This window comes from Traorella sp. mt218 (assembly GCF_055420025.1).
The window spans coordinates 38,613-57,928 of the sequence record NZ_JBVAYM010000016.1; the positions used below are offsets into that span (position 1 = coordinate 38,613).

Annotated in this window: 21 protein-coding genes and 1 riboswitch; of the genes, 19 read left to right on the plus strand and 2 right to left on the minus strand. The window is 37.0% G+C overall.

Annotation, left to right across the window (positions count from 1 at the left end; translation table 11 throughout):
• Nucleotides 1-12 precede the first annotated feature (12 nt).
• Nucleotides 13-963, plus strand: a complete 951-nt coding sequence (locus ACZYT3_RS08955; RefSeq protein WP_464088399.1) for a Gfo/Idh/MocA family protein — start codon at nucleotides 13-15, stop codon at nucleotides 961-963.
• On the opposite strand, the gene ACZYT3_RS08960 is transcribed toward ACZYT3_RS08955, so the two are convergent.
• Entirely contained in the window at nucleotides 958-1,677 is a 720-nt protein-coding gene (locus tag ACZYT3_RS08960; RefSeq protein WP_294560443.1) for a GTP pyrophosphokinase, read from the minus strand. The two genes, ACZYT3_RS08955 and ACZYT3_RS08960, sit on opposite strands and share 6 nt — an antisense overlap.
• A gap of 175 nt (nucleotides 1,678-1,852) precedes the next feature.
• Between ACZYT3_RS08960 and ACZYT3_RS08965 the strand changes: the two genes are divergently transcribed.
• The 17 genes from ACZYT3_RS08965 (at nucleotide 1,853) to ACZYT3_RS09045 (ending at nucleotide 16,577) form a co-directional block, all read left to right on the plus strand.
• Nucleotides 1,853-3,532 (plus strand): DEAD/DEAH box helicase, encoded by a 1,680-nt coding sequence (locus ACZYT3_RS08965; RefSeq protein WP_464088400.1) that lies wholly within the window; start codon nucleotides 1,853-1,855, stop codon nucleotides 3,530-3,532.
• 78 nt (nucleotides 3,533-3,610) lie between these two features.
• Entirely contained in the window at nucleotides 3,611-4,207 is a 597-nt protein-coding gene (locus tag ACZYT3_RS08970) for an ATP-binding protein (protein WP_294560441.1), read from the plus strand.
• Nucleotides 4,208-4,389: 182 nt separating this feature from the next.
• The gene (locus ACZYT3_RS08975) at nucleotides 4,390-4,968 is read left to right on the plus strand and encodes a bZIP transcription factor (RefSeq protein ID WP_464088401.1); all 579 of its coding nucleotides are present in this window, start codon (nucleotides 4,390-4,392) and stop codon (nucleotides 4,966-4,968) included.
• A gap of 106 nt (nucleotides 4,969-5,074) precedes the next feature.
• Nucleotides 5,075-5,524, plus strand: coding sequence for a hypothetical protein (locus tag ACZYT3_RS08980; protein ID WP_464088402.1), 450 nt, complete (start codon nucleotides 5,075-5,077; stop codon nucleotides 5,522-5,524).
• Nucleotides 5,525-5,552: 28 nt separating this feature from the next.
• On the plus strand, nucleotides 5,553-6,026 hold the full coding sequence (locus ACZYT3_RS08985; RefSeq protein WP_464088403.1) for a hypothetical protein: 474 nt from the start codon (nucleotides 5,553-5,555) through the stop codon (nucleotides 6,024-6,026).
• Nucleotides 6,027-6,078: 52 nt separating this feature from the next.
• Nucleotides 6,079-6,564: a thioredoxin domain-containing protein gene (locus tag ACZYT3_RS08990; RefSeq protein ID WP_464088404.1), complete on the plus strand. Its 486-nt coding sequence runs from the start codon at nucleotides 6,079-6,081 to the stop codon at nucleotides 6,562-6,564.
• 94 nt (nucleotides 6,565-6,658) lie between these two features.
• On the plus strand, nucleotides 6,659-7,672 hold the full coding sequence (locus ACZYT3_RS08995) for an alpha-hydroxy-acid oxidizing protein (protein ID WP_464088405.1): 1,014 nt from the start codon (nucleotides 6,659-6,661) through the stop codon (nucleotides 7,670-7,672).
• An 11-nt stretch (nucleotides 7,673-7,683) separates the two neighbouring features.
• A complete protein-coding gene (locus ACZYT3_RS09000) occupies nucleotides 7,684-8,073 on the plus strand; it encodes an Inorganic pyrophosphatase (protein ID WP_464088406.1) in 390 nt (129 codons plus the stop codon).
• Between the two features lie 33 nt (nucleotides 8,074-8,106).
• Nucleotides 8,107-8,475, plus strand: coding sequence for a hypothetical protein (locus ACZYT3_RS09005; protein ID WP_464088407.1), 369 nt, complete (start codon nucleotides 8,107-8,109; stop codon nucleotides 8,473-8,475).
• Between the two features lie 24 nt (nucleotides 8,476-8,499).
• Entirely contained in the window at nucleotides 8,500-9,336 is an 837-nt protein-coding gene (locus tag ACZYT3_RS09010) for a YihY/virulence factor BrkB family protein (protein ID WP_464088408.1), read from the plus strand.
• Nucleotides 9,320-10,627, plus strand: a complete 1,308-nt coding sequence (gene rlmD, locus ACZYT3_RS09015) for a 23S rRNA (uracil(1939)-C(5))-methyltransferase RlmD (RefSeq protein ID WP_464088409.1) — start codon at nucleotides 9,320-9,322, stop codon at nucleotides 10,625-10,627. Before ACZYT3_RS09010 ends, rlmD begins: the two co-directional genes overlap by 17 nt.
• Before the next feature lie 275 nt (nucleotides 10,628-10,902).
• Entirely contained in the window at nucleotides 10,903-11,301 is a 399-nt protein-coding gene (locus ACZYT3_RS09020) for a hypothetical protein (RefSeq protein ID WP_464088410.1), read from the plus strand.
• A gap of 8 nt (nucleotides 11,302-11,309) precedes the next feature.
• On the plus strand, nucleotides 11,310-11,789 hold the full coding sequence (locus tag ACZYT3_RS09025; protein ID WP_464088411.1) for an RNA polymerase sigma factor: 480 nt from the start codon (nucleotides 11,310-11,312) through the stop codon (nucleotides 11,787-11,789).
• Complete coding sequence (locus ACZYT3_RS09030; protein ID WP_464088412.1) at nucleotides 11,782-12,486, plus strand: anti-sigma-I factor RsgI family protein; 705 nt, start codon at nucleotides 11,782-11,784, stop codon at nucleotides 12,484-12,486. Before ACZYT3_RS09025 ends, ACZYT3_RS09030 begins: the two co-directional genes overlap by 8 nt.
• A gap of 87 nt (nucleotides 12,487-12,573) precedes the next feature.
• Nucleotides 12,574-12,735: riboswitch (M-box (ykoK) riboswitch) on the plus strand.
• A gap of 292 nt (nucleotides 12,736-13,027) precedes the next feature.
• Entirely contained in the window at nucleotides 13,028-15,700 is a 2,673-nt protein-coding gene (gene mgtA / locus ACZYT3_RS09035) for a magnesium-translocating P-type ATPase (protein ID WP_464088413.1), read from the plus strand.
• Nucleotides 15,701-15,747: 47 nt separating this feature from the next.
• Complete coding sequence (locus ACZYT3_RS09040) at nucleotides 15,748-16,332, plus strand: N-acetylmuramoyl-L-alanine amidase family protein (protein WP_273399741.1); 585 nt, start codon at nucleotides 15,748-15,750, stop codon at nucleotides 16,330-16,332.
• A 23-nt stretch (nucleotides 16,333-16,355) separates the two neighbouring features.
• Nucleotides 16,356-16,577 carry a hypothetical protein gene (locus ACZYT3_RS09045; RefSeq protein WP_273399739.1) on the plus strand — a complete coding sequence of 74 codons (222 nt, stop codon included), beginning with the start codon at nucleotides 16,356-16,358 and terminating at the stop codon, nucleotides 16,575-16,577.
• A 330-nt stretch (nucleotides 16,578-16,907) separates the two neighbouring features.
• Here the strand turns inward: ACZYT3_RS09045 and ACZYT3_RS09050 are convergent, their stop codons facing one another.
• A complete protein-coding gene (locus tag ACZYT3_RS09050) occupies nucleotides 16,908-18,827 on the minus strand; it encodes a BglG family transcription antiterminator (protein ID WP_281627877.1) in 1,920 nt (639 codons plus the stop codon).
• A 195-nt stretch (nucleotides 18,828-19,022) separates the two neighbouring features.
• Here ACZYT3_RS09050 and ACZYT3_RS09055 point away from each other — a divergent pair.
• Nucleotides 19,023-19,316: PTS lactose/cellobiose transporter subunit IIA (locus tag ACZYT3_RS09055; protein WP_464088414.1), on the plus strand; the 294-nt coding region annotated here is incomplete at its 3' end.

Consider the following 19,316-nt stretch of genomic DNA (forward strand, 5'->3'; position numbering starts at 1 on the left):
CTTTTCTTCTTTATGATAAATATCGTAATTTTAGGATGTGGTCATATCGCAGAGCGCATTGCCACAGGCATTCACTATTCAAAGGGAAAGCTTTATGGCATTGCTTCAAGGGATCGGCAAAAGGCATCCTCGTTCGCCCAAAAATATCATATCGATCACATCTTTTCCTATGAAGAAGCCTTCAAGGATCCTGCTGTTGATCTGATTTATATCGCTACCGCAAATCCGACCCATACAGCACTTGGAAAAGAAGCCTTAAGCCATCATAAACATGTCATCATTGAAAAACCGCTGGCAGCTAATTGTCAGGATATCAAAGCACTTTTTGAAACAGCCGCCAGGCATCACTGCTTTTTGATGGAAGCCCATAAGACCTGTTTTACACCTCTCCAACAGATCATACGTAAAAGAGTCTGTGAAATTGGACCTCTTCATGCAATCAGCGCAAAATATTGTGCTTCATTTGATGAGAATGCATTGAAGGAGTGGAATGTAGAAGAAAGCATGGGTGGCAGTTTCTATGATGTCGGTGTCTATCCGATCTGCTTTTCACATTTATATGCACAAAGCGATATCAAGCAAATGAGCTTCCATGTCAAACCATATAAGGACTATCCCTGTGATTTTGAATGTGAATGTACGATTGAATATGAAAATGGGATCTTATCATCCTTGAAATCAAGCTGGCTGGAAAAAGAAAAAAATAAAGGAATTCTTATTGGAGAGAAAGGTCGTATCGAAATCATCGATTACTGGAAGAATACTCAGGCAAGGATCATGATCAGCGATCAAGAGGAAATCATCCGAGTTGACCAAAAAAGTGATTTTACCGGTGAGATCGATCATGCGCTTGATTGCATACAAAAAGGACTTCTTCAAAGTCCGCTCATGTCAGAAAAATTCAGTTTACAAATATCACAGGTGCTGGAAGAGATGAAACGTCAGCGAAAAAAGGCTTTATGATGATAAAGTCTTTTTTTGTGAGGCCTCTTGAAGCATTTTCTTCAAAGCTTCAATCATTTCTTCATAGTCATCATTCTGATCAACTTCTTCCTGATGGACTTCCTCATTTAAAGCCAGCATTTTCTTATCTAAAAATTTTACGATGTCGGCACATTCCCGTAATTCTCGCTGAATATGAGGGGGAATGTCTTTTTCATATTTATAACGGATCTTGTGTTCGATCGAAGCCCAAAAATCCATGGCAATCGTGCGGATCTGTATTTCTACCTTGGTATTGATGCAGCCCTCCGCTAAATTGACAGGAACGGAAACGATGAGATGATAGCTCTGATAACCGCTTGGTTTTTGATTTTTGATATAATCCTTATGAATGAGGATCTTAAGATCCTGCTGTTTTTCAATCAGCTCAACCAATAAATAAATATCGCTCGTAAATTTACAAACGATGCGTATGCCTGCGATATCGTCAATATATCTGATCATGTTCTCCGCACTTATTTCAATATTATTCTTCTGCATTTTTTTAAAGATGCTCTTAGGCGTTTTGATACGTGAGGAGATATGTTCGATCGGACTATAAGAATTTGCAATCTTAAATTCCCGATTCAAGATGTTGATACGTGTAAGCACTTCTTCTAAAGCTGCCTGATAAAGCAACATCATCTTTTCAAGCTGTATTTTCATTTGAGGTAAGTTTTCTGCTACTTCATTCATCTATATCACCAAATTAATTATAACTCAAAAACTAACTATTTTATTCGTGATAATTTGTGAAAAAATGGGAGCAAAATGCAGGATGTTGGAAAAAAATGGCTCTTTAGAGGATTTCTTTTGCAATTACTGACAATAAATGGTATAGTGGAACAGATAACTATAGAAAGAGGAAAAAATGAGTAATTTTTATAAACTAGGTTTAAGTGAAGAAATTAATCGTGCGATTGAAGAGTGCGGTTATTTAGAACCAACAAAAATACAGGAAGATGCGATTCCTGTTTTAATGGAAAACCGTGATGTGCTTGGAAAAAGCAACACCGGTACAGGAAAGACAGCTGCTTTTGGGCTGCCGGCAATTGAAAAGGTGGATCCATCGATCCGTAAGCCCCAGATATTGATACTGGCTCCGACAAGAGAGCTGGATATCCAGATCGCAACAGAGCTGAGAAAGTTCTCCAAATATAAGGAAGGCGTCAAGATCGTTCCGATTTATGGCGGCGAATCGATTGAGAATCAGATACGTCTATTGAAAAGAGGCTGTAATATTGTCGTCGGAACACCGGGAAGAGTCATGGATCATCTGCGTCGTAAGACCCTTAAATTAGATGATATCCGCATGGTCGTTTTGGATGAGGCGGATGAAATGCTGAATATGGGATTTAAGGAAGATATTGAAACGATTCTTAATTACATGGAAAAGGGAAGCTACCAGATGGCTTTATTCAGCGCAACGATGCCCGATGCTATCTTAAGGATCACCCAGCAGTTTCAACATGATCCTGTCACGATCGAGATAAAAAGTGCCCAGCGTACGATCGATACGGTCGATCAGATATATTATGAATGTCGCCGCGGACAGAAAAGTGAAGCTTTACGTGTTGTCTTAGAAACGCTTCATCCAAGCTTAACGATGATCTTTACGAATACGAAAAAGATGGTAGACGAGCTTGTTGATGAGCTGAACAGCTATGATATCAAGGCGATCGGCCTGCATGGCGATATGAAACAGCAGGTCCGGACAAGGGTCATGAATCAGTTTAAACAGCGGAATTATCCGATTTTGATTGCGACAGATGTTGCGGCAAGAGGAATTGATGTAGATGATATCGATCTGGTCGTCAATTATGATATACCTCAGGATCATGAATATTACATTCATCGTGTTGGCAGAACAGGAAGGGCAGGAAAGAAAGGACTGGCTGTTACGCTGGTTTCCGGAAGTGCCCAGAAGCGTTTTATCAAGGATATTTCAAGATATACCAAAACTCATATACGCAATGTTCCATTGCCAAGCAGTGAGCAGCTGATCGAACTGAATAAGAGAAAATATATCGAAAAGGTTCTTCAGGCATGTTCAGAAGGCATTAATTCTCAGACCTTTGAGATTGCTAACGAGCTATTAAGTGAAGGTGTTTCAATAGAAAATCTGGTCGGTGCTTTGATTTCGCTGAGCTATAAGCCTTTGGATGTCCGTGTGGATGAACCTGAGAAAAAGAAAGGCAAGATGCGTAATTTCAAAGAGGGCGAAACAACGACCTTACATATCAATATCGGTAAAAACCAGGGAGTCACCCCAAGTCATATCGTAGCGGCAATTGCGGAATATACAAATGGTTCAAGTGATATGATCGGCAAGATTGAAATGAAAGGCTCTTATGCTTTGGTCGATATTGAAAACAGTGCCGTTGATCTGGTGCTTAACAGCATGCATTCATGTAAGATCAAAGGATTTGATGTGACAGTTAAATTAGATGGGATCAAAGGTCCTAAAAAGACTTCAGATAAAAAGAAAACTTCTTCAAGAAGGTCCTCGCATCCTAAAACAGAAAAAAGAAGAACCCGTTCAGACCAATAAGACGGGTTCTTTTAAAATTACAGTCATAAAACATGAAAGAAAAAGCAAAAGCATGTATAATGAAAACGGGTGAGAACAATGAAAAACAGAGTCGTCATCGATGGATCGAAGTGTACAGGCTGTGGGAATTGCATAAAGGTTTGTACGAATTCAGTCTTGCAGCTGATCAATGGGAAGGTACATGTCGTAAATGAGAAAAGATGTGATAACAATGGCTACTGCATGCAGTTTTGTCAGGCGGATGCCATGAGCTTCCAGCCGAAAGTAAAAAGCTTCTGTGTGGGCGATGAATGTGATTATGAAGCAACCTCAGAGCTTTACAACTGGCCGGTACAGATCACCAGCGTCAATTCAAACAATCGTTATCTGAAAGATTCCCGTTTGCTGATTGCAGCTGATTGTTCAGCTTATGCATATGCAAGTTTTCATCAGGATTTTATCCGTGATCATGTAGCTTTGATTGCCTGTCCCAAAAACGATCTGACCAATCATCTGTTGGAAAAATGTACCGACTTATTTAAAAATGTTAATTTTGAAAGTGTAGAGGTCATTGCGATGAATGCCCCTTGCTGCACTCCTTTATTGGAAACGATCAGAAAAGCCATCCGGCTAAGCGGTAAGGATTATAAGGTCTATGAAAGAATTGTCACACCTGATGGTGAGATATTTGAATGACAGAAACAAGCAGGGATAAATGTGATCATATCGCTTGACCATGTAAATGTAATAAATATTCGATAAAAGATGGTTGTTTTATACAGAATGATCATCTTTTTATATAGTATTTATAGGGTAAAAATGATAATATAAATATAGATGGATATTTAGAGAATGAATTGATCAGGGAGGATAATTTTATGAAAAAAAAGTATTTTATCATGATGATGGCATCGTTTATCGTTTTAAGCGGCTGTAACAACATTTCCAAGAGTGAATATGACAATTTGAATGGAAAATATAATGCAGTCGTTGCCCATAGAGATGAGCTGGCAGCTGAGATTTCTGATCTTGAAGCTGAAAACCGTAAACTTGAAGCAGAGCTTGAACAGGTCAAACAGTTAAATGAGGTGAGCGATAGTAATGGAATGGTGAAGGTCGTGCTCAGTGGGGGATTTAGCGCAACCGTCCGTTCACTGATCCCAAATTATGCCATTCATGATGAACGCCCTCTTTGTGCTGTTGTCAATCTGTATCAGAGTGATCCATTTGTAGTTTATTTAGGGGATGAGCTGATTTCACAGGTTGAGGAAGGAAAGACGTATGTATTTGAAATTGAACGGACAGTCGTTGATATGTCACAACATGAGTATAAACAAAATGCTGGAGTTGAAGCATTGATTCCTTTATATAACCTTCGGATCACTTCTGTCCGTTTAGCAAACGATGATGAGATTGGTATAAGTGGAGCTGTGATTACCATGACATTGGCTGATTAAAAGGGAGCGATCCCTTTTCTTTATGGAGAAAAGCCTTTAATTATGTGGAATTTTGGGAATTTATTGAAATGTTTTCATTTTGAAGTATAATATGTTTGAGGGTCATATGAAAATAAAAAGCAATCGTTTTAAATGTCGTAATCTGCCTGCAAACTATGAAGTCAATGCAAGAGTCAAGTCAAAGCCTGTTTTGACGATGTGCTTCATTGCTGTTGCCGGACTTATTTTAATATTTCAGAATTCTTATTTTTTTATGGGGGTTCTTTTGCTTTTTTTTGGTATATATTCGCTCTTATTTTCAAAGAATCAGACAACGGTTGAGTTTAGTGATGATTTTGTGATCTTTTATTTGGATGATCACGGCGGTGAATGCTATTTGATTTACTATGCTGATATTGAAAGTTATGAGTATCAGCGGAAGTTATTTGATACGGATATCGTACGGATCAAGCTTAAAAATCAGAAAATCTTAGAATTTAAATCATTGGATCGCCGCAAGATTACAAAAAATTTAGAAAAGCATGTGGCACATAAAATAGAAGATGATGAAGAGTAGTCATTTTCTTTTTTTAAAAGGAGGAAGCATGAAAAAATTTATATTATCTTGTATGATGGCGGTGTTAGTCGGTTGTTCACCCTCTTATCCGCGTGATACGGGAGTGGCTCGTTTAAATCGGTTAAGCATGGATGAAGTAAATGAAAAGATAGAAAATGATGAAACGTTTATGTTTGTATTTACGCAGGAAACATGTTCGAGCTGTTTATTTTTTAAAGAAAATGTCTTAGCTTATTACATGCAGGATCATGGCTTTGATTTTAATGAGGTCGTATTGGAAATGAATAGTGACGATTTTCAAAAAGCGGCTGATTTTGTGGCTGAGCATCCCAATCCTGAACAGTTTTTAACATCAGACCTATTGCCTACGGATGTTTTGACACCATCATTTTATTTTATTGAAGATGGAGAAGTGATGGAGATTTATATCGGTGGGGATTTGTCCGAGGATGAATTTGATCAATTGATTCAAAAGTATCAGTTGGACCGAATCGAAGAGTAGTTTGTATTTTAACGAGAATATGATATAATCTTTAAATGCTGGAGGTATATTGATGAAAAAATTACTATTGGGATTATGTATGAGCGTAGCTTTGCTTGGAGGATGTTCATCACAGCCTGGTTATGATAGATCTACTGAAATGGGAACGCTCCATAAGTTAACTTTAAGTGAAGTGCTTGATAGAATGGAAAACGGTGATACTTTTATGTTTGCCTTTACGATGACCACCTGTCATAATTGCGAGGATTTTAAAGAGAACGTGTTGTCAGACTATATCGGCGATCATGGATTTGAATTTAATGAGGTCGTTTTGGATGGTGAAGATCCGCAGCTTGTTTATGATTTTGTTGCCGAGCATCCGAATCCTGCGGAATTTTTAAGTGACGGCATGAGTGCCACGGAGGTTTATACGCCGACTTTCTATTTTGTAAAAGACGGGAAAGTGGAGGATATTTTCGTAGGTGCTAATATTACTGAGAAGCAATTTGATGATTACATACAGAAGTACCAGCTGGATAAAGCAAGTGAGCAGGAATAAAGCCTGCTTTTCTTTTTGAAAAGCAATGAAAATTTTGAAAAGAATTGAAAATGCCTTTCAAATAAGATATAATAACAGACGGAAGTGAAAATTTATGAACGATATGAATGAGGTTAGAAGGCAGGCTGGAAGCAGGATGACCAAATGCAGGGCTTGCAGGGAATGTAATGGAATTGTATGTGCAGGACAGACGCCCGGATGCGGCGGTAAGGGAAACGGTTCGACTTTTATAAGAAATGTTTCTAAATTAAAAGAAGTATGTGTCAATATGAATGTCATTGCTTCAAATGGAGAAGTTTCTACAGAAAGTGATTTTTTTGGAAAGCGGGTAGCCTTACCTGTCTATGTCGCACCGATCGGTAATATTGAAGCCAATTACGGTGCAGAGATGAGCGAATATGAATATACCTGTGCCTTGGTTGAAGGCTGCGGAAGGGATACGATCGTATTTAGCGGAGATGGTCAGAATGTGGATGTTTTGATGGAACCGCTCAGAGCAGCACATGATGGATGGATCGTTCCGACGATCAAGCCCTGGCAGAAGGATGAAATGAAAAGACGTATTGAGATGATTAAAGCAAGCGGCTGCAGCGTATGTTGTAGTGATATAGATGCGGCAGGGCTGGTTTCATTAAAAACAGGAACACCGGCTGTTGAGTTTAAAGACGTACAGGGCCTGAAGGAAATCGTTCAGGAAGCACAGATGCCTGTTATCTTTAAAGGTATCATGACAGTTGAGGCAGCAAAAAAAGCAATGGAGGCAGGTGCTGCAGGAATCGTGGTCAGCAATCATGGAGGACGTGTGCTTCAGGATGGCTTGTCAACGATCGAAGTGCTGGAGGAAATTGCGAATGCTGTCAAAGGACGTATGAAAGTATTTGTAGATGGTGGTTTTAGAAGCGGAAGCGATGTCTTTAAGGCACTGGCTTTGGGAGCTGACGGAGTTTTGATCGGAAGGCCTTTTTCCATTGCCGCAATAGGAAATCATGCTGAGGGTGTCAGAACTTATCTTCATCAGATTCAAAGTGAATTAAAAGAAACGATGATGATGTGCGGATGCCGAAGCATATCCGATATAAGTAAAGATTGCGTATCAGTAACGTTTTAGGAGGTAAAGATATGAACGCATATGAAAACAATGCCTTTTTCTGGCAAAAACTGGATACCCTGTATTTATCAAGTCAGTTAGTGATCGATCGCCCGAAAAACACCTGTCATTATAAATATTCAAATCTGGTTTATCCGGTTGATTATGGATATTTAAGCGATAGTACGGGAAGTGATCAATCACCGATCGATGTTTTTAAGGGAAGCGTTAAGAGTACCAAGGTAGGTGCTATCGTAGTAACCGCCGATATCTTAAAGAAAGATTGTGAAGCGAAGCTTTTGATCGGTTGTACGGATGAAGAAATTGAAAATATTTTAATTTTTCTGAATCAGACAGAATTTCAAAAAGCTGTCTTATTACAACGAGGAGATGAAATGCCTGATTGGGCAAGTGACGATTAAGAAGTAATAATTACTTCTTTTTTTTGGAGGAACATGAAAAAACTACATCTTATGATCTGTTTGATGCTTATTGGCTGTACTTCGGTAAGAAAATTGGATTTATTGGAAAAAGCATTGTATGAAACAAAAGAAGTATATGTAGAAATGGAGAAAGAAGAGGTTTTGGATTATTTCTCTATCGATGAAAAAGATTTTAATGATTATATTGCACTTCAGACATTATTGGTATTCAATGGTAAACAGATTTTTGTTTTTGAAAATGCCAGTGAACATTTAAATCAAAAACTGGATGATTATCAGAATGAAAAGGGATCTTTATCAATAATCGATGAATATACGGTTTATTTAAGTGAAAATGATGAGAATTTATTAAATTTGATCACAAAGTATTTGAATGAATAGCAGACATTCGGATATAATGATGTCATGAGAAAGATTATCGCAAGCATAGCACAGATTCATTCATTTGAAGGAAGCCTTTTTGTATATTCCTTATCATTTTCGCTGCTTTTGACGATTGCACCGGCATTGATCGTTTTTGTAGCGTCTTTTCAGTGGCTGAATATTGATGTCAATCAATTGATCCATTTGCTTTCCCAAATCATGCCGGTAGAACTGATATCGCCTTTCATTGACTTTCTTTTGAATAAAAGCAGTGCTTCTGTTTGGGTATCCATGATATCAATGGGTGTTTCGTTATTTCTTGCCAGTCGCTGTATCTATTCATTTTTATTGATTGCAGTGAGCGTAGAAAAGGTGGATTATCCAAAATGGTCGATCCGGATATACAGTGTTTTTGAATTTGTGCTGATTTATTTATATGTCATTGGCTGTGTGATGCTGACATCTTATCTGGGCAGGATCTCCTTTATTTATGTGCCTCTTTTATATTTTTCGGCAGCCTTGTTTGGCTTTTATGTGTTTTATCATCTATGCACATTTAAAGATCGGGGAAAGAGTTATGGGTTTATCGGTGCTTTATTTTCAACGATAGCCATTTATCTGGTCGGACTTTTATTTTTTCAGATCATTTATCATTTTACGAATTATGATTCGATCTATGGTCCTCTGGCTTCATTGATGGTGCTGTTTTTATCGGTACTGGTTATCTCAATGATCATTTATATGGGATATGTTTTAAATACCCAGTTTGTTAATACAAAAAAAGAAAAGAACCGCAGGAACTGGTTTTTCCATTTCTGTGCGGATATCGAAACAGGAATTTTAAGAAAGGTTAAGGAAAAATATGAAAATAGAAATTAAAAAAAGCGGGATCAATGGAGAAGGTATCGGATATATCGAGCATCAGCCTGTATTTGTGGAGGGGGCATTGCCTTTTGAAACGGTTGAAGCTGAGATCGTGGAAAAGAATAAGACATATATGACAGCGAAAACGAAGCAGATCATTCATAAATCGAAGCATCGCTGTACGCCGGCATGCCGTGTTTATAAACAGTGCAGGGCCTGCTCCCTGATGATTGCCGATTATGAAGCACAGTGTCAGATGAAGGAAGACAATCTGAAACAGAGCCTTATGAAATATGCTGCCATACCTTCATCACTCGTAAGAAAAATCGTGAAAAGTGAGCAGATTCTTCATTACCGGAATGCCTGTAAGATACCTTTTGGAATGAAGGGGAAAAAGCTGGTTACAGGAATGTATCAGCCCAATTCTAATTATTTTACACCTATTGAAACATGTATCATCCATGATGAACAGCTTGAGCGTATTCGGATGGAAATTTTAGATATATTAAATGATTTTCATTATAAGGCCTATGATTCTTCTACGAAAAAAGGTTTTCGTACACTGGCGATACGTATCCTTGATCACCATGCACAGGTCACTTTGGTTACAGGGGAAGATGTGATTGATGAAGCTTGTATTCAAAGGATCTTAGATATTCCAAATGTCATTTCCTTGTGGCAAAGTATCCATACTCAAAAGAAAACAGTTGAGATCTTCGGACATAAAATGATTCCTCTTTCTGAAAAAAGGTTTTTAGATTTTGATCTTAAAGGTGTCCGTGTGAAAATCTCACCACGTTCCTTTTTTCAGCTGAATACAAAGCAGGCAGACCGTTTGTATGAGATCGTTAAAGAAGAGGTTGGGAATGTAAACCTGTTGGTGGAGGTTTATAGCGGTATTGGCGGTATTTCTTTTACTCTAAGAGATAACGCTAAAGAGATCATCGGTATCGAAAGCATCAAGGATGCAGTGGTAAATGCCAATATGAGTGCAAAAGAAAATCATCTGGATCATATTCATTTTATCTGTGATGATGCCGCTTATAAGCTGGAATATCTCTCGAAGCATAATGATATCGATGTTTTGGTCGTAGATCCTCCCAGAAGCGGATTGGATGAGAATATGTTGAATGTCATATTAAAAAGCAGAATCAAAAAGATCATCTACATATCCTGTAATCCCGCAACACTTGGAAAGAATTTAGCTGTATTAAAGAAAAAATATCAAATAAACAAGGTCATACCTCTCGATATGTTTCCACAGACACCTAACATAGAGAGTGTGAGCGTGATAATAAGAAAATAAAAGTGCAGAATTATCCGGATATTATAAAGATTGAATGATGAAATTTTAAATCTTCCAAAAATGGATATTCACTGATACTAAATATGAAATTGTCTGGTTTTTAAGAAAATCAGGCATTTTTATTACTGTTACCATATGTTTACATAATTGTATTTATTGTAGAGAGAATTATATGAACGTGTTAAAATAATTTTGAAAAAAATGAATGGATTGTCAGATATCATTCGTATATATAGTGAAAACCGTTATGGTTTGAATGATGGGAGGAATTATATATGAAAAAGTTGATCGTTGTTGTATGTGCGGCATTTGTTGTCGCAGTGGTTGGTGCAATGAGCATCAAGGCGGCTCAGAAAGATTATGAGCAAGGATGTATTTCTGCTTATATTGATGAAGATGGCGATGGCATTTGTGATCATGCTGCTTACAAGAGCCTGACCTGTCTTGATCGGAAAAACAATGCAGGGTATATTTCTGATTATATTGATGCGAATGGTGATGGTATTTGCGACAATGCTGCCCAGAAAAATTATGACTGGAAAAACAATGGAGGATATACATCTGCATATATTGATGTGAATGGTGACGGTATATGTAATCATCGGACAGATAATGAGCGTTGTTATGAGAACTGTTATGAAAATCATCGCTATGGTCATCATCACGGACGCTAGAGGATGTCATGCGTAGTGAACAAGAGGTAAATCGAGCCATTGATTTGTATTCTGATACCATCCGAAGAATCTGTATGATTCATTTAAAAAACAGTGCGGATACCGAGGATATCTTTCAAACGGTCTTTTTGAAATATGCATTAAGTCATGTAGACTTTGAAAGTGATGAACATGAAAAAGCATGGCTGATTCGTGTTGCAATCAATGCCTGTAAAGATTTATTAAAGAGTTTTTGGAAACATACGGTTGCTTTGGATGAAATCATTGAACAGCCTTCTCAGATTTCACCTGATCATAAGGAAGTTTTAGAGGCAGTGCTTTCACTTCCGACCCGATATCGAGATGTTGTTTATCTTCATTATTATGAAGATTATACAGCTCCTGAAATTGCTCAGATCTTACATAAAAATGTAAATACGGTGTACACGTTATTAACTCGTTCCAAGCAAATGCTTCAAAAGAAACTGGAGGGTGATGAATATGAATGAAAAAATAATAAAAGAAGCATTTCATCAAGTAAAAGCCGGGGAAGAACTGAAAAATCATACGAAGCAGTTTGTTTATGATAAGACAAAGGGTTATTCGAAAAGGCATACTTATAAATTTAGATATGCACTCATACCTGTTGCTTGCGTATTGATGTTATTTATTGGATATCAAATGTATTTTACACCGACCTTGGCAATCAGCATTGATATCAATCCATCGATCGAGATGGAAGTAAATCGCTTTGATAAGGTGATTGCCATTAATGGCTATAATGAAGATGGTGAAGAGCTTTTAAGTCAAATCAATGATGTAAAATATATGAATTATGCGGATGCGGTCAATCAGATCATAGAGAATAAAGAGATATCAACATTATTATCGAATGATGAAATCATGATCATCTCAATCATTGGCGATGATGATGAACAGTCGTTGAGGATTCTTTCTGATATCGAGGCTTATACTTCAAAGGATACGAACATTCACTGTTATCATGGCTATTATGAAGAATTGGATGAAGCGAATGAGTTAGGCCTCTCTTATGGCAAATATCATGCTTATCAGAAACTGCGCTCGCTTGATATAAATATTTCTATTGAAGAAGTACGCTCCATGAGCATGCGTGAGATACATGATCTGCTTGAATCCTATTCACAGGATCAGTCAGGACATCATCAGTATGGACATGGTCACTAAGATATGAGGGGGATCAAGGATTTATAAATATCTGTAGGAAAAACTTACCTTTTAGGTGTTGACAAAGATGAAATAATTTGTTAGGATTCAAGTGTTCGGTAGGTAAGGCTCCTACAGGGATACGGACTGTTGCCGCGAAATAGTGGAGACACTATGAGATGGTTTGAACAGGATACATCGAAAGCAAGGTGTATCATAATACAGTTTCATCGCCCTGCAGAGTTAAAGCTCAAACGAATGTGTGAATGATACACTCTCGTATGTCTATCGGACATACGAGTTTTTTTAGTGAAAGAGGTGGCGTATATGGATCAAGGTCAATGTCGAATATGTTTAAATGGGCGATGGGATAGGTACAGATACGCTTTTTATAGTGCTTAAATGATCCGGCCATCGTCAGCGATGGCTTTTTTAATCCTTTCCATGAAGAAAAGGGGTGATGAGGATGGATGCGGAAAGCTGCTCGTGTCAAAGAAATTTAGTTAGAAGAAGCTTTTCATATCCGTCTTTTGAAATGCTTCTTCGATGAAAGGAGATAATCATGAAAAAAATAAGAAATGTAAATAGCTTTGAAAGTATCAACCGGCGTTTATATTGGGCTTCTTCTCATAGTGAGCCGGAAATATTGGAAAATTATGATGTAAATGAGAGAGGTCTGGACAATGACGGTGTTGAAAAATCAAGGGATGATCATGGAAGAAATATCTTTACTTATGGGAAAAAGAATACACTGACAAAACGACTTGTAGAAGCCTTTATTAATCCATTTACAGTAGTTTTGCTTATCTTGGCGGTCATATCTGTATTTACGGATATCGTTTTGGCTTCTGCTGATGATCGTAATTATGTTACGGTCATCAGCATAACGACGATGGTGATGATTTCAGGAATCCTGCGTTTTATACAGGAAACACGCAGCGGCAATGTCGCTGAAAAGCTTAGCGGTATGATCCATACGACAGCTTGTGTGGAACGTGAGGGCATCAAAGAAGAAATACCGATCGAGGATATCGTCGTAGGAGATCTGATCCATTTATCTGCAGGTGATATGATACCCGCAGATTTGCGGATCTTATCAGCGAAGGATCTGTTTGTCAGCCAGTCGGCACTTACCGGCGAGAGTGAGCCTGTTGAAAAGAACGGGATGACGATCACGGATGAAACAGCTTTGATGGATGCTGCGAATTTGGCTTTTATGGGAAGCAATGTCATAAGCGGAGCTGCGAAAGGAATTGTAATTGCGATCGGAAATGATACGATGCTGGGATGTATGGCCAAAAGCCTTGATGAAAAGCCGCCAAAGACAACCTTTGAAAAGGGGGTTAATGCTGTTTCATGGGTCTTGATACGTTTTATGCTCATGATGGTTCCAATTGTTTTCGTGGTTAACGGAATGACGAAAAATGATTGGATGCAGGCATTGCTGTTTGCGATTTCCATTGCCGTAGGTCTTACTCCCGAAATGCTGCCGATGATCGTAACGACATCGCTTGCAAAGGGTGCTTTGGTCATGAGCAAAAATAAGGTGATCATTAAAAATCTGAATGCGATCCAGAATTTAGGTTCAATGGATATTCTTTGTACGGATAAGACCGGAACGCTTACGCAGGATAAGGTCGTATTGGAATATTATCTGAATATTGATGGTCACAGTGATGAACGTGTGCTTCGTCATGCTTTTCTGAATAGCTATTTTCAGACGGGATTAAAGAATTTGATTGATTTAGCAGTGATTGCCAGACAAAAAAAGAAAGGATGGGATACGCTGATCAATCGATATGAGAAGATTGATGAGATTCCTTTTGACTTTGAAAGACGCCGCATGAGCGTGGTAGTAAAGGATGTCGAGGGCAAGACGCAGCTTGTCAGCAAAGGTGCGGTCGAGGAGATGCTTGCGTGCTGCAGCTATGCGGAGCTTGGCGGAAGTATTAAACCCTTGACAGAAGGAGTACGTCAAACGGTACTTGAAAAATCAGATGAATTGAATCAAAAGGGAATGCGTGTCATTGCTGTTGCACAGAAAACAGATCCTTCTCCTGTCGGTGAATTTTCGATTGCAGATGAAAAAGACATGGCCCTGATCGGTTTTCTTGCCTTTCTTGATCCGCCAAAGCCAACGACCAAAGCGGCAATTGAGGCACTTTTGGAATATGGAGTCGATGTAAAGGTGTTGACGGGCGATAATGAGAAAGTGACCCGAGCCATTTGTCAAGAGGTAGGCTTAGATACTGATAAAGTGCTTTTAGGGGATGATATCGAACAAATGAATGATGATGAGCTTATGGACGAAGTAACACATGTCCGGGTATTTGCCAAGCTTTCACCTTCTCAGAAAGCACGTATCATCCATGCCTTGAAAAACAAAGGGCACAGTGTCGGTTATATGGGAGATGGCATCAATGATGCGGCAGCAATGAAGGTGGCAGATGTCGGTATTTCCGTTGACAGTGCGGTCGATATCGCAAAGGAAGCGGCTTCGGTAGTGCTTTTGGAAAAAGATCTGATGGTATTGGAAAAGGGAGTTATCGAAGGGAGAAGGACATATGTCAATATGATGAAATATATCAAAATAACGGCTTCTTCAAATTTTGGAAATATGCTGTCAGTGCTTGCGGCCAGTGCCTTCCTTCCGTTTTTGCCGATGACTTCGATTCAGCTGATCCTTTTAAATCTGATTTATGATCTTTCCTGTACTGCGATCTCATGGGATCATGTTGATGAAGAAAATATCAAGATGCCGCAGGCTTGGAGCGCATCGGGAATCAGTCGTTTTATGTTATGGATGGGTCCGGTCAGCTCGTTGTTTGATATTGCTACTTACCTTATCTTGTATTTTGTCATCTGTCCGATGATGTGTGGAGGCCTTATTTATACGAAGCTGAATGAGTCGGCAATGCAAGCCTTATATATGTCAGTTTTTCAAACCGGATGGTTTATTGAATCCATGTGGAGCCAGATGCTGGTCATTCATATGATACGTACGGAAAAGGTACCTTTTATTCAAAGTCGTTCATCTTTATCGCTTATGATCATGAGCTTTATCGGTATCTTAGCGGTTACCCTGATGCCTTTTACACCTTTGGCGGGTGCTTTGGAGCTTGCGGTATTGCCAATGGAATATTTTGTCATTCTTATTGCTTTGGTAATTGGATATATTGCGCTTGCGACATGTATGAAAAAGCTTTATATCCGACGATTTAAAAAGCTCTTGTAAGTTCTGTTTCATTCCTCTTGTTCATAGACTGTAAAGAGGGTGATGAGATGATAAAAATTTTAATCGATCAGGGACATAATCCGGGAACGATCAATGCCGGAGCCAGTGCAAATGGATTGATAGAATCAGAATTGACCTATCAGGCAGGTGTTTATCTGAAAGAGCTATTAGATACGAATTGTGATTTCGAGGTTCGTCTGACCCGTAATACGCCGTTAGAGGTCTTGGGCTATGATACCCGCACCTCTCTTCAGGAAAGAGTTCAGATGGCCAATGACTGGCCGGCGGATTACTTCATATCGCTGCATGGAAATTATAATGCCAATCCGTTGATTTCAGGCAGTGAGGTTTATATCTACTCTTATGAGAGCATTGCTGAAAGGCTGGCACGAGATGTGCTGAATGGAATGGTAGAGGTGGCACATACGCGTGATAACGGTGTACGTGTCAATCCTCAGCTTTATGTCCTAAGGGCTACGAGCATGCCTGCTATTCTTGTGGAAATGGCATACCTGACAAACATGGAAGATGCAGAAAGGCTTCATAATGATCTCTTCTTGTTTTCGCTGGGAATATATGTAGGTATTTTAAGGTTTTTTGACTATATTCAAAATGCTTCTTTCATGGTATGATATCTTTATGAAAGGAGTCGGCTATGAATATCAGGGAGCTGGAAAAGTTATTTGTCATCATTCAGGCAAATGTAGATAAAAAATATGAAGAAGAGTGTTCGATGGCCATGGATTGTTTTCTGGAAGAAGAGTTTGATCTTGGACAATGCACACGTTTTCTTGAGTATCTGCTTACACTTGTAAAAGAAGAAAAGGCAGATGAGATACAATCATTAATGGAAAACTACTTAGAAAAAAATGGATAGTTACATGATTCATGCAGAAATTGAATCAAAAAAAGATAGAGCTTAAATATAAATTCTTAGATGATAATATTTGCAAAACAGCATCAAATTTTTCGCATTTATGTATAAAGCAAGCGATTGACTTTTACATGTCCTAAGTAGTTTATTTTAAAATACAATATTATGTTGTATTTGAGAATTGTATATTTGAATGTGAGAAAGGAGGAAGAATCATTTGTTATTCTTCCTCCTTTTTTTATGCTTGTTTTATATAGTAACAATTATAGTATCTTTATTGATTCTAATATAAAGTTATGGGCGTTTTATGATGACACGATATTAATCGTATGATTAAATAATTGAAATAATTGTATTGATAAATTCATCATAGTCTTTACAATCAATAATTTTTTGGTTGACTTGCTTATTATTTAGAGAACTTATGATAAAATCAAATACATCTCTTGTAAGATTTCGATCTTCTGATTTAAATGCCAACATAAAGACGTAATTGACATAATCATCTTCCCATTTAATTGGATTACTACTGATTAATACAGAAATTGCAGATTCTTTAATACTACTGAACTGATTGTCAACAGGATGTGGTAAAGCCAAATTTTTGTAAGCACTAGAAGCAATTTTTTCTCGTGCTAATACTGCATCCATATATTCGTGGTTTACGTAATTGTTTTGCTCCATTTTTTTACATAAATAAGTAATAACTTCATTTCTGGAATCAAACTGATTCGAGATAAAAAATAACTCTCTTTTTATGAATTTACGAATATTTTTCTCAATCTCTTTTGTAGATAATCGGCTTCTTAGTTGTTCTATTTTTTTTATTAACGATTGATAATCTTCTCTAGTTGGAATCATGTTAACTTGAACACTAGGTATGTCAATTGTAGGATCAATAGGTAATGTCGTAATAATTAAATCAATATTGTCTTGTTTTTCTAAAAAAGAATATGAGCTGACAACACTTGATAAATATAATCCACTAATTTCACTTGATAATTTCTGAAATAATAATTTTCCGCTGTTATAGTAGTCGTAAGTCACGATTGCACAGTTGATGTTTTTAGCATAAGTTTGTTTTTCTTCCATTAAGACACCAAGGTGTAAAGCTATATAGGAAATTTCCACTTCATTTAAAGTAATATTCGTAATTTGATGAATAATTGAACCTATATATTCAGCGATCAGGTATAAGAACGGATAATCATTTTTAATTGAAATAAAATGATTTGTTGGCAAAAAATAATTATTTTTGGAACGAATAAGAAGATTTTGAATGTGAAATGCAAATCTAACCATAAAATTATCAATTTTTAAATCAAGACCATATGCTCTGTTAACTTGTTCAATAATTGTGTTAACAATAGATATAGTTTCTTTATCTAAAAGGTTGGATACTTCATCATAAGGAAGTTTTCCATAGTTTTTAGAAATAATTCTTGTAGACATTAAAAGTGAAGCATCAAGAATTAATTTTATTGAAAAATTGATATTATATAGCTGTTTTAATTGCTCATAAATCTTTTCTACAATTGGCATTAGCCATGAAGCATAATCAAAATTAAGGGTATTTTCTTCAAATTCTGTATCCGGGGATTGAATTAATGTTTCTACAACTACGGAAAGGTGTAAGACATAATTCAAAAGTGAATAATCATCTATAAAATAGTCTTTTTCCTTTAAAATATCTAATACTAATGATTGGATTTGATTGACATCGACAGAATTAAAAATACTTTGAAAAGAATTTAGATCGAAATGCCGTTGTTCAATTTCGCTATTTAATAAAGAAGTGATATATTTTCTTTTATCTTTAAATGAGCCAATTAGATATAGCTTGTTTTTTTTCGTTTTAATTGAAAGATTAGCTTTTTTTAGTTCGGAATTTAGCTTTAGAATATCATTATGTAGAGTTGCTATAGAAATACACAAATAATCAGCCGCTTCATCAATATCTATGATTTCATTACCTAGAATCATACGATGCAAAAGATCAATTCTTCTTTCGCTGTAGTTTTCTATAAAACTATTATCGTTTTGATTGATGAAAGATTTCGCTAAGGGGATATTAGTTATTTGGTATCCGTTTTTTGATGAAACAATTAATCCTTTACATTCATATTTTATATCATTTATATAATTAATGACAGTTCTACGAGAAACGTTTAAAAGAGATTGTAATTCTGAGGAAGTGACACAATCATTTTTTTTGATTAGGTACTGTAATATTTCGATTTGTTTATTATTCATTTTCATGACCTCTTTTATTAGTTTTAGATGATTATATTTGTATATCATCATTTATAGGATATCATATAAGTTTTTTTCTTTTAAGTGAAAGTATTTCACATCGATGTGCAAATAAATCACTAGAAAAATTAGTAATTTCAAGAAATAATTAAATTACAAAACATGTACATGTAAAAAAGAGAGGTAATTAGAAATATGGTACTTGAAAATGAGATTATGACAATCATCGCAAATGCTGGTGATAGCCGAAATTGTTCGCTAGAAGCAATTGAATGTGCAAAATTAGGTAACTTTGAAGAAGCAAATAAACTATTAAAAAAAGCAGAAGACGCATTATTGGTTGCTCACAGAGATCATACAGTGATCTTAACTAATTCGGCAAAAAAAACATCTGAAGTTACAGTTACGTTTATCCTTGTTCACGCAGCAAATCATTTAAGCATAGCTGAGGTTTCTTTGGATATGGCAAAAAATTTCGTAGATATTTTA

Coding starts and splice junctions, on each gene's coding strand:
- ACZYT3_RS08955 (WP_464088399.1), top strand. CDS start 13: ATGATAAATATCGTAATTTTAGGATGTGGTCATATCGCAGAGCGCATT.
- ACZYT3_RS08960 (WP_294560443.1), bottom strand. CDS start 1,677: ATGAATGAAGTAGCAGAAAACTTACCTCAAATGAAAATACAGCTTGAA.
- ACZYT3_RS08965 (WP_464088400.1), top strand. CDS start 1,853: ATGAGTAATTTTTATAAACTAGGTTTAAGTGAAGAAATTAATCGTGCG.
- ACZYT3_RS08970 (WP_294560441.1), top strand. CDS start 3,611: ATGAAAAACAGAGTCGTCATCGATGGATCGAAGTGTACAGGCTGTGGG.
- ACZYT3_RS08975 (WP_464088401.1), top strand. CDS start 4,390: ATGAAAAAAAAGTATTTTATCATGATGATGGCATCGTTTATCGTTTTA.
- ACZYT3_RS08980 (WP_464088402.1), top strand. CDS start 5,075: ATGAAAATAAAAAGCAATCGTTTTAAATGTCGTAATCTGCCTGCAAAC.
- ACZYT3_RS08985 (WP_464088403.1), top strand. CDS start 5,553: ATGAAAAAATTTATATTATCTTGTATGATGGCGGTGTTAGTCGGTTGT.
- ACZYT3_RS08990 (WP_464088404.1), top strand. CDS start 6,079: ATGAAAAAATTACTATTGGGATTATGTATGAGCGTAGCTTTGCTTGGA.
- ACZYT3_RS08995 (WP_464088405.1), top strand. CDS start 6,659: ATGAACGATATGAATGAGGTTAGAAGGCAGGCTGGAAGCAGGATGACC.
- ACZYT3_RS09000 (WP_464088406.1), top strand. CDS start 7,684: ATGAACGCATATGAAAACAATGCCTTTTTCTGGCAAAAACTGGATACC.
- ACZYT3_RS09005 (WP_464088407.1), top strand. CDS start 8,107: ATGAAAAAACTACATCTTATGATCTGTTTGATGCTTATTGGCTGTACT.
- ACZYT3_RS09010 (WP_464088408.1), top strand. CDS start 8,500: ATGAGAAAGATTATCGCAAGCATAGCACAGATTCATTCATTTGAAGGA.
- rlmD (WP_464088409.1), top strand. CDS start 9,320: ATGAAAATAGAAATTAAAAAAAGCGGGATCAATGGAGAAGGTATCGGA.
- ACZYT3_RS09020 (WP_464088410.1), top strand. CDS start 10,903: ATGAAAAAGTTGATCGTTGTTGTATGTGCGGCATTTGTTGTCGCAGTG.
- ACZYT3_RS09025 (WP_464088411.1), top strand. CDS start 11,310: ATGCGTAGTGAACAAGAGGTAAATCGAGCCATTGATTTGTATTCTGAT.
- ACZYT3_RS09030 (WP_464088412.1), top strand. CDS start 11,782: ATGAATGAAAAAATAATAAAAGAAGCATTTCATCAAGTAAAAGCCGGG.
- mgtA (WP_464088413.1), top strand. CDS start 13,028: ATGAAAAAAATAAGAAATGTAAATAGCTTTGAAAGTATCAACCGGCGT.
- ACZYT3_RS09040 (WP_273399741.1), top strand. CDS start 15,748: ATGATAAAAATTTTAATCGATCAGGGACATAATCCGGGAACGATCAAT.
- ACZYT3_RS09045 (WP_273399739.1), top strand. CDS start 16,356: ATGAATATCAGGGAGCTGGAAAAGTTATTTGTCATCATTCAGGCAAAT.
- ACZYT3_RS09050 (WP_281627877.1), bottom strand. CDS start 18,827: ATGAATAATAAACAAATCGAAATATTACAGTACCTAATCAAAAAAAAT.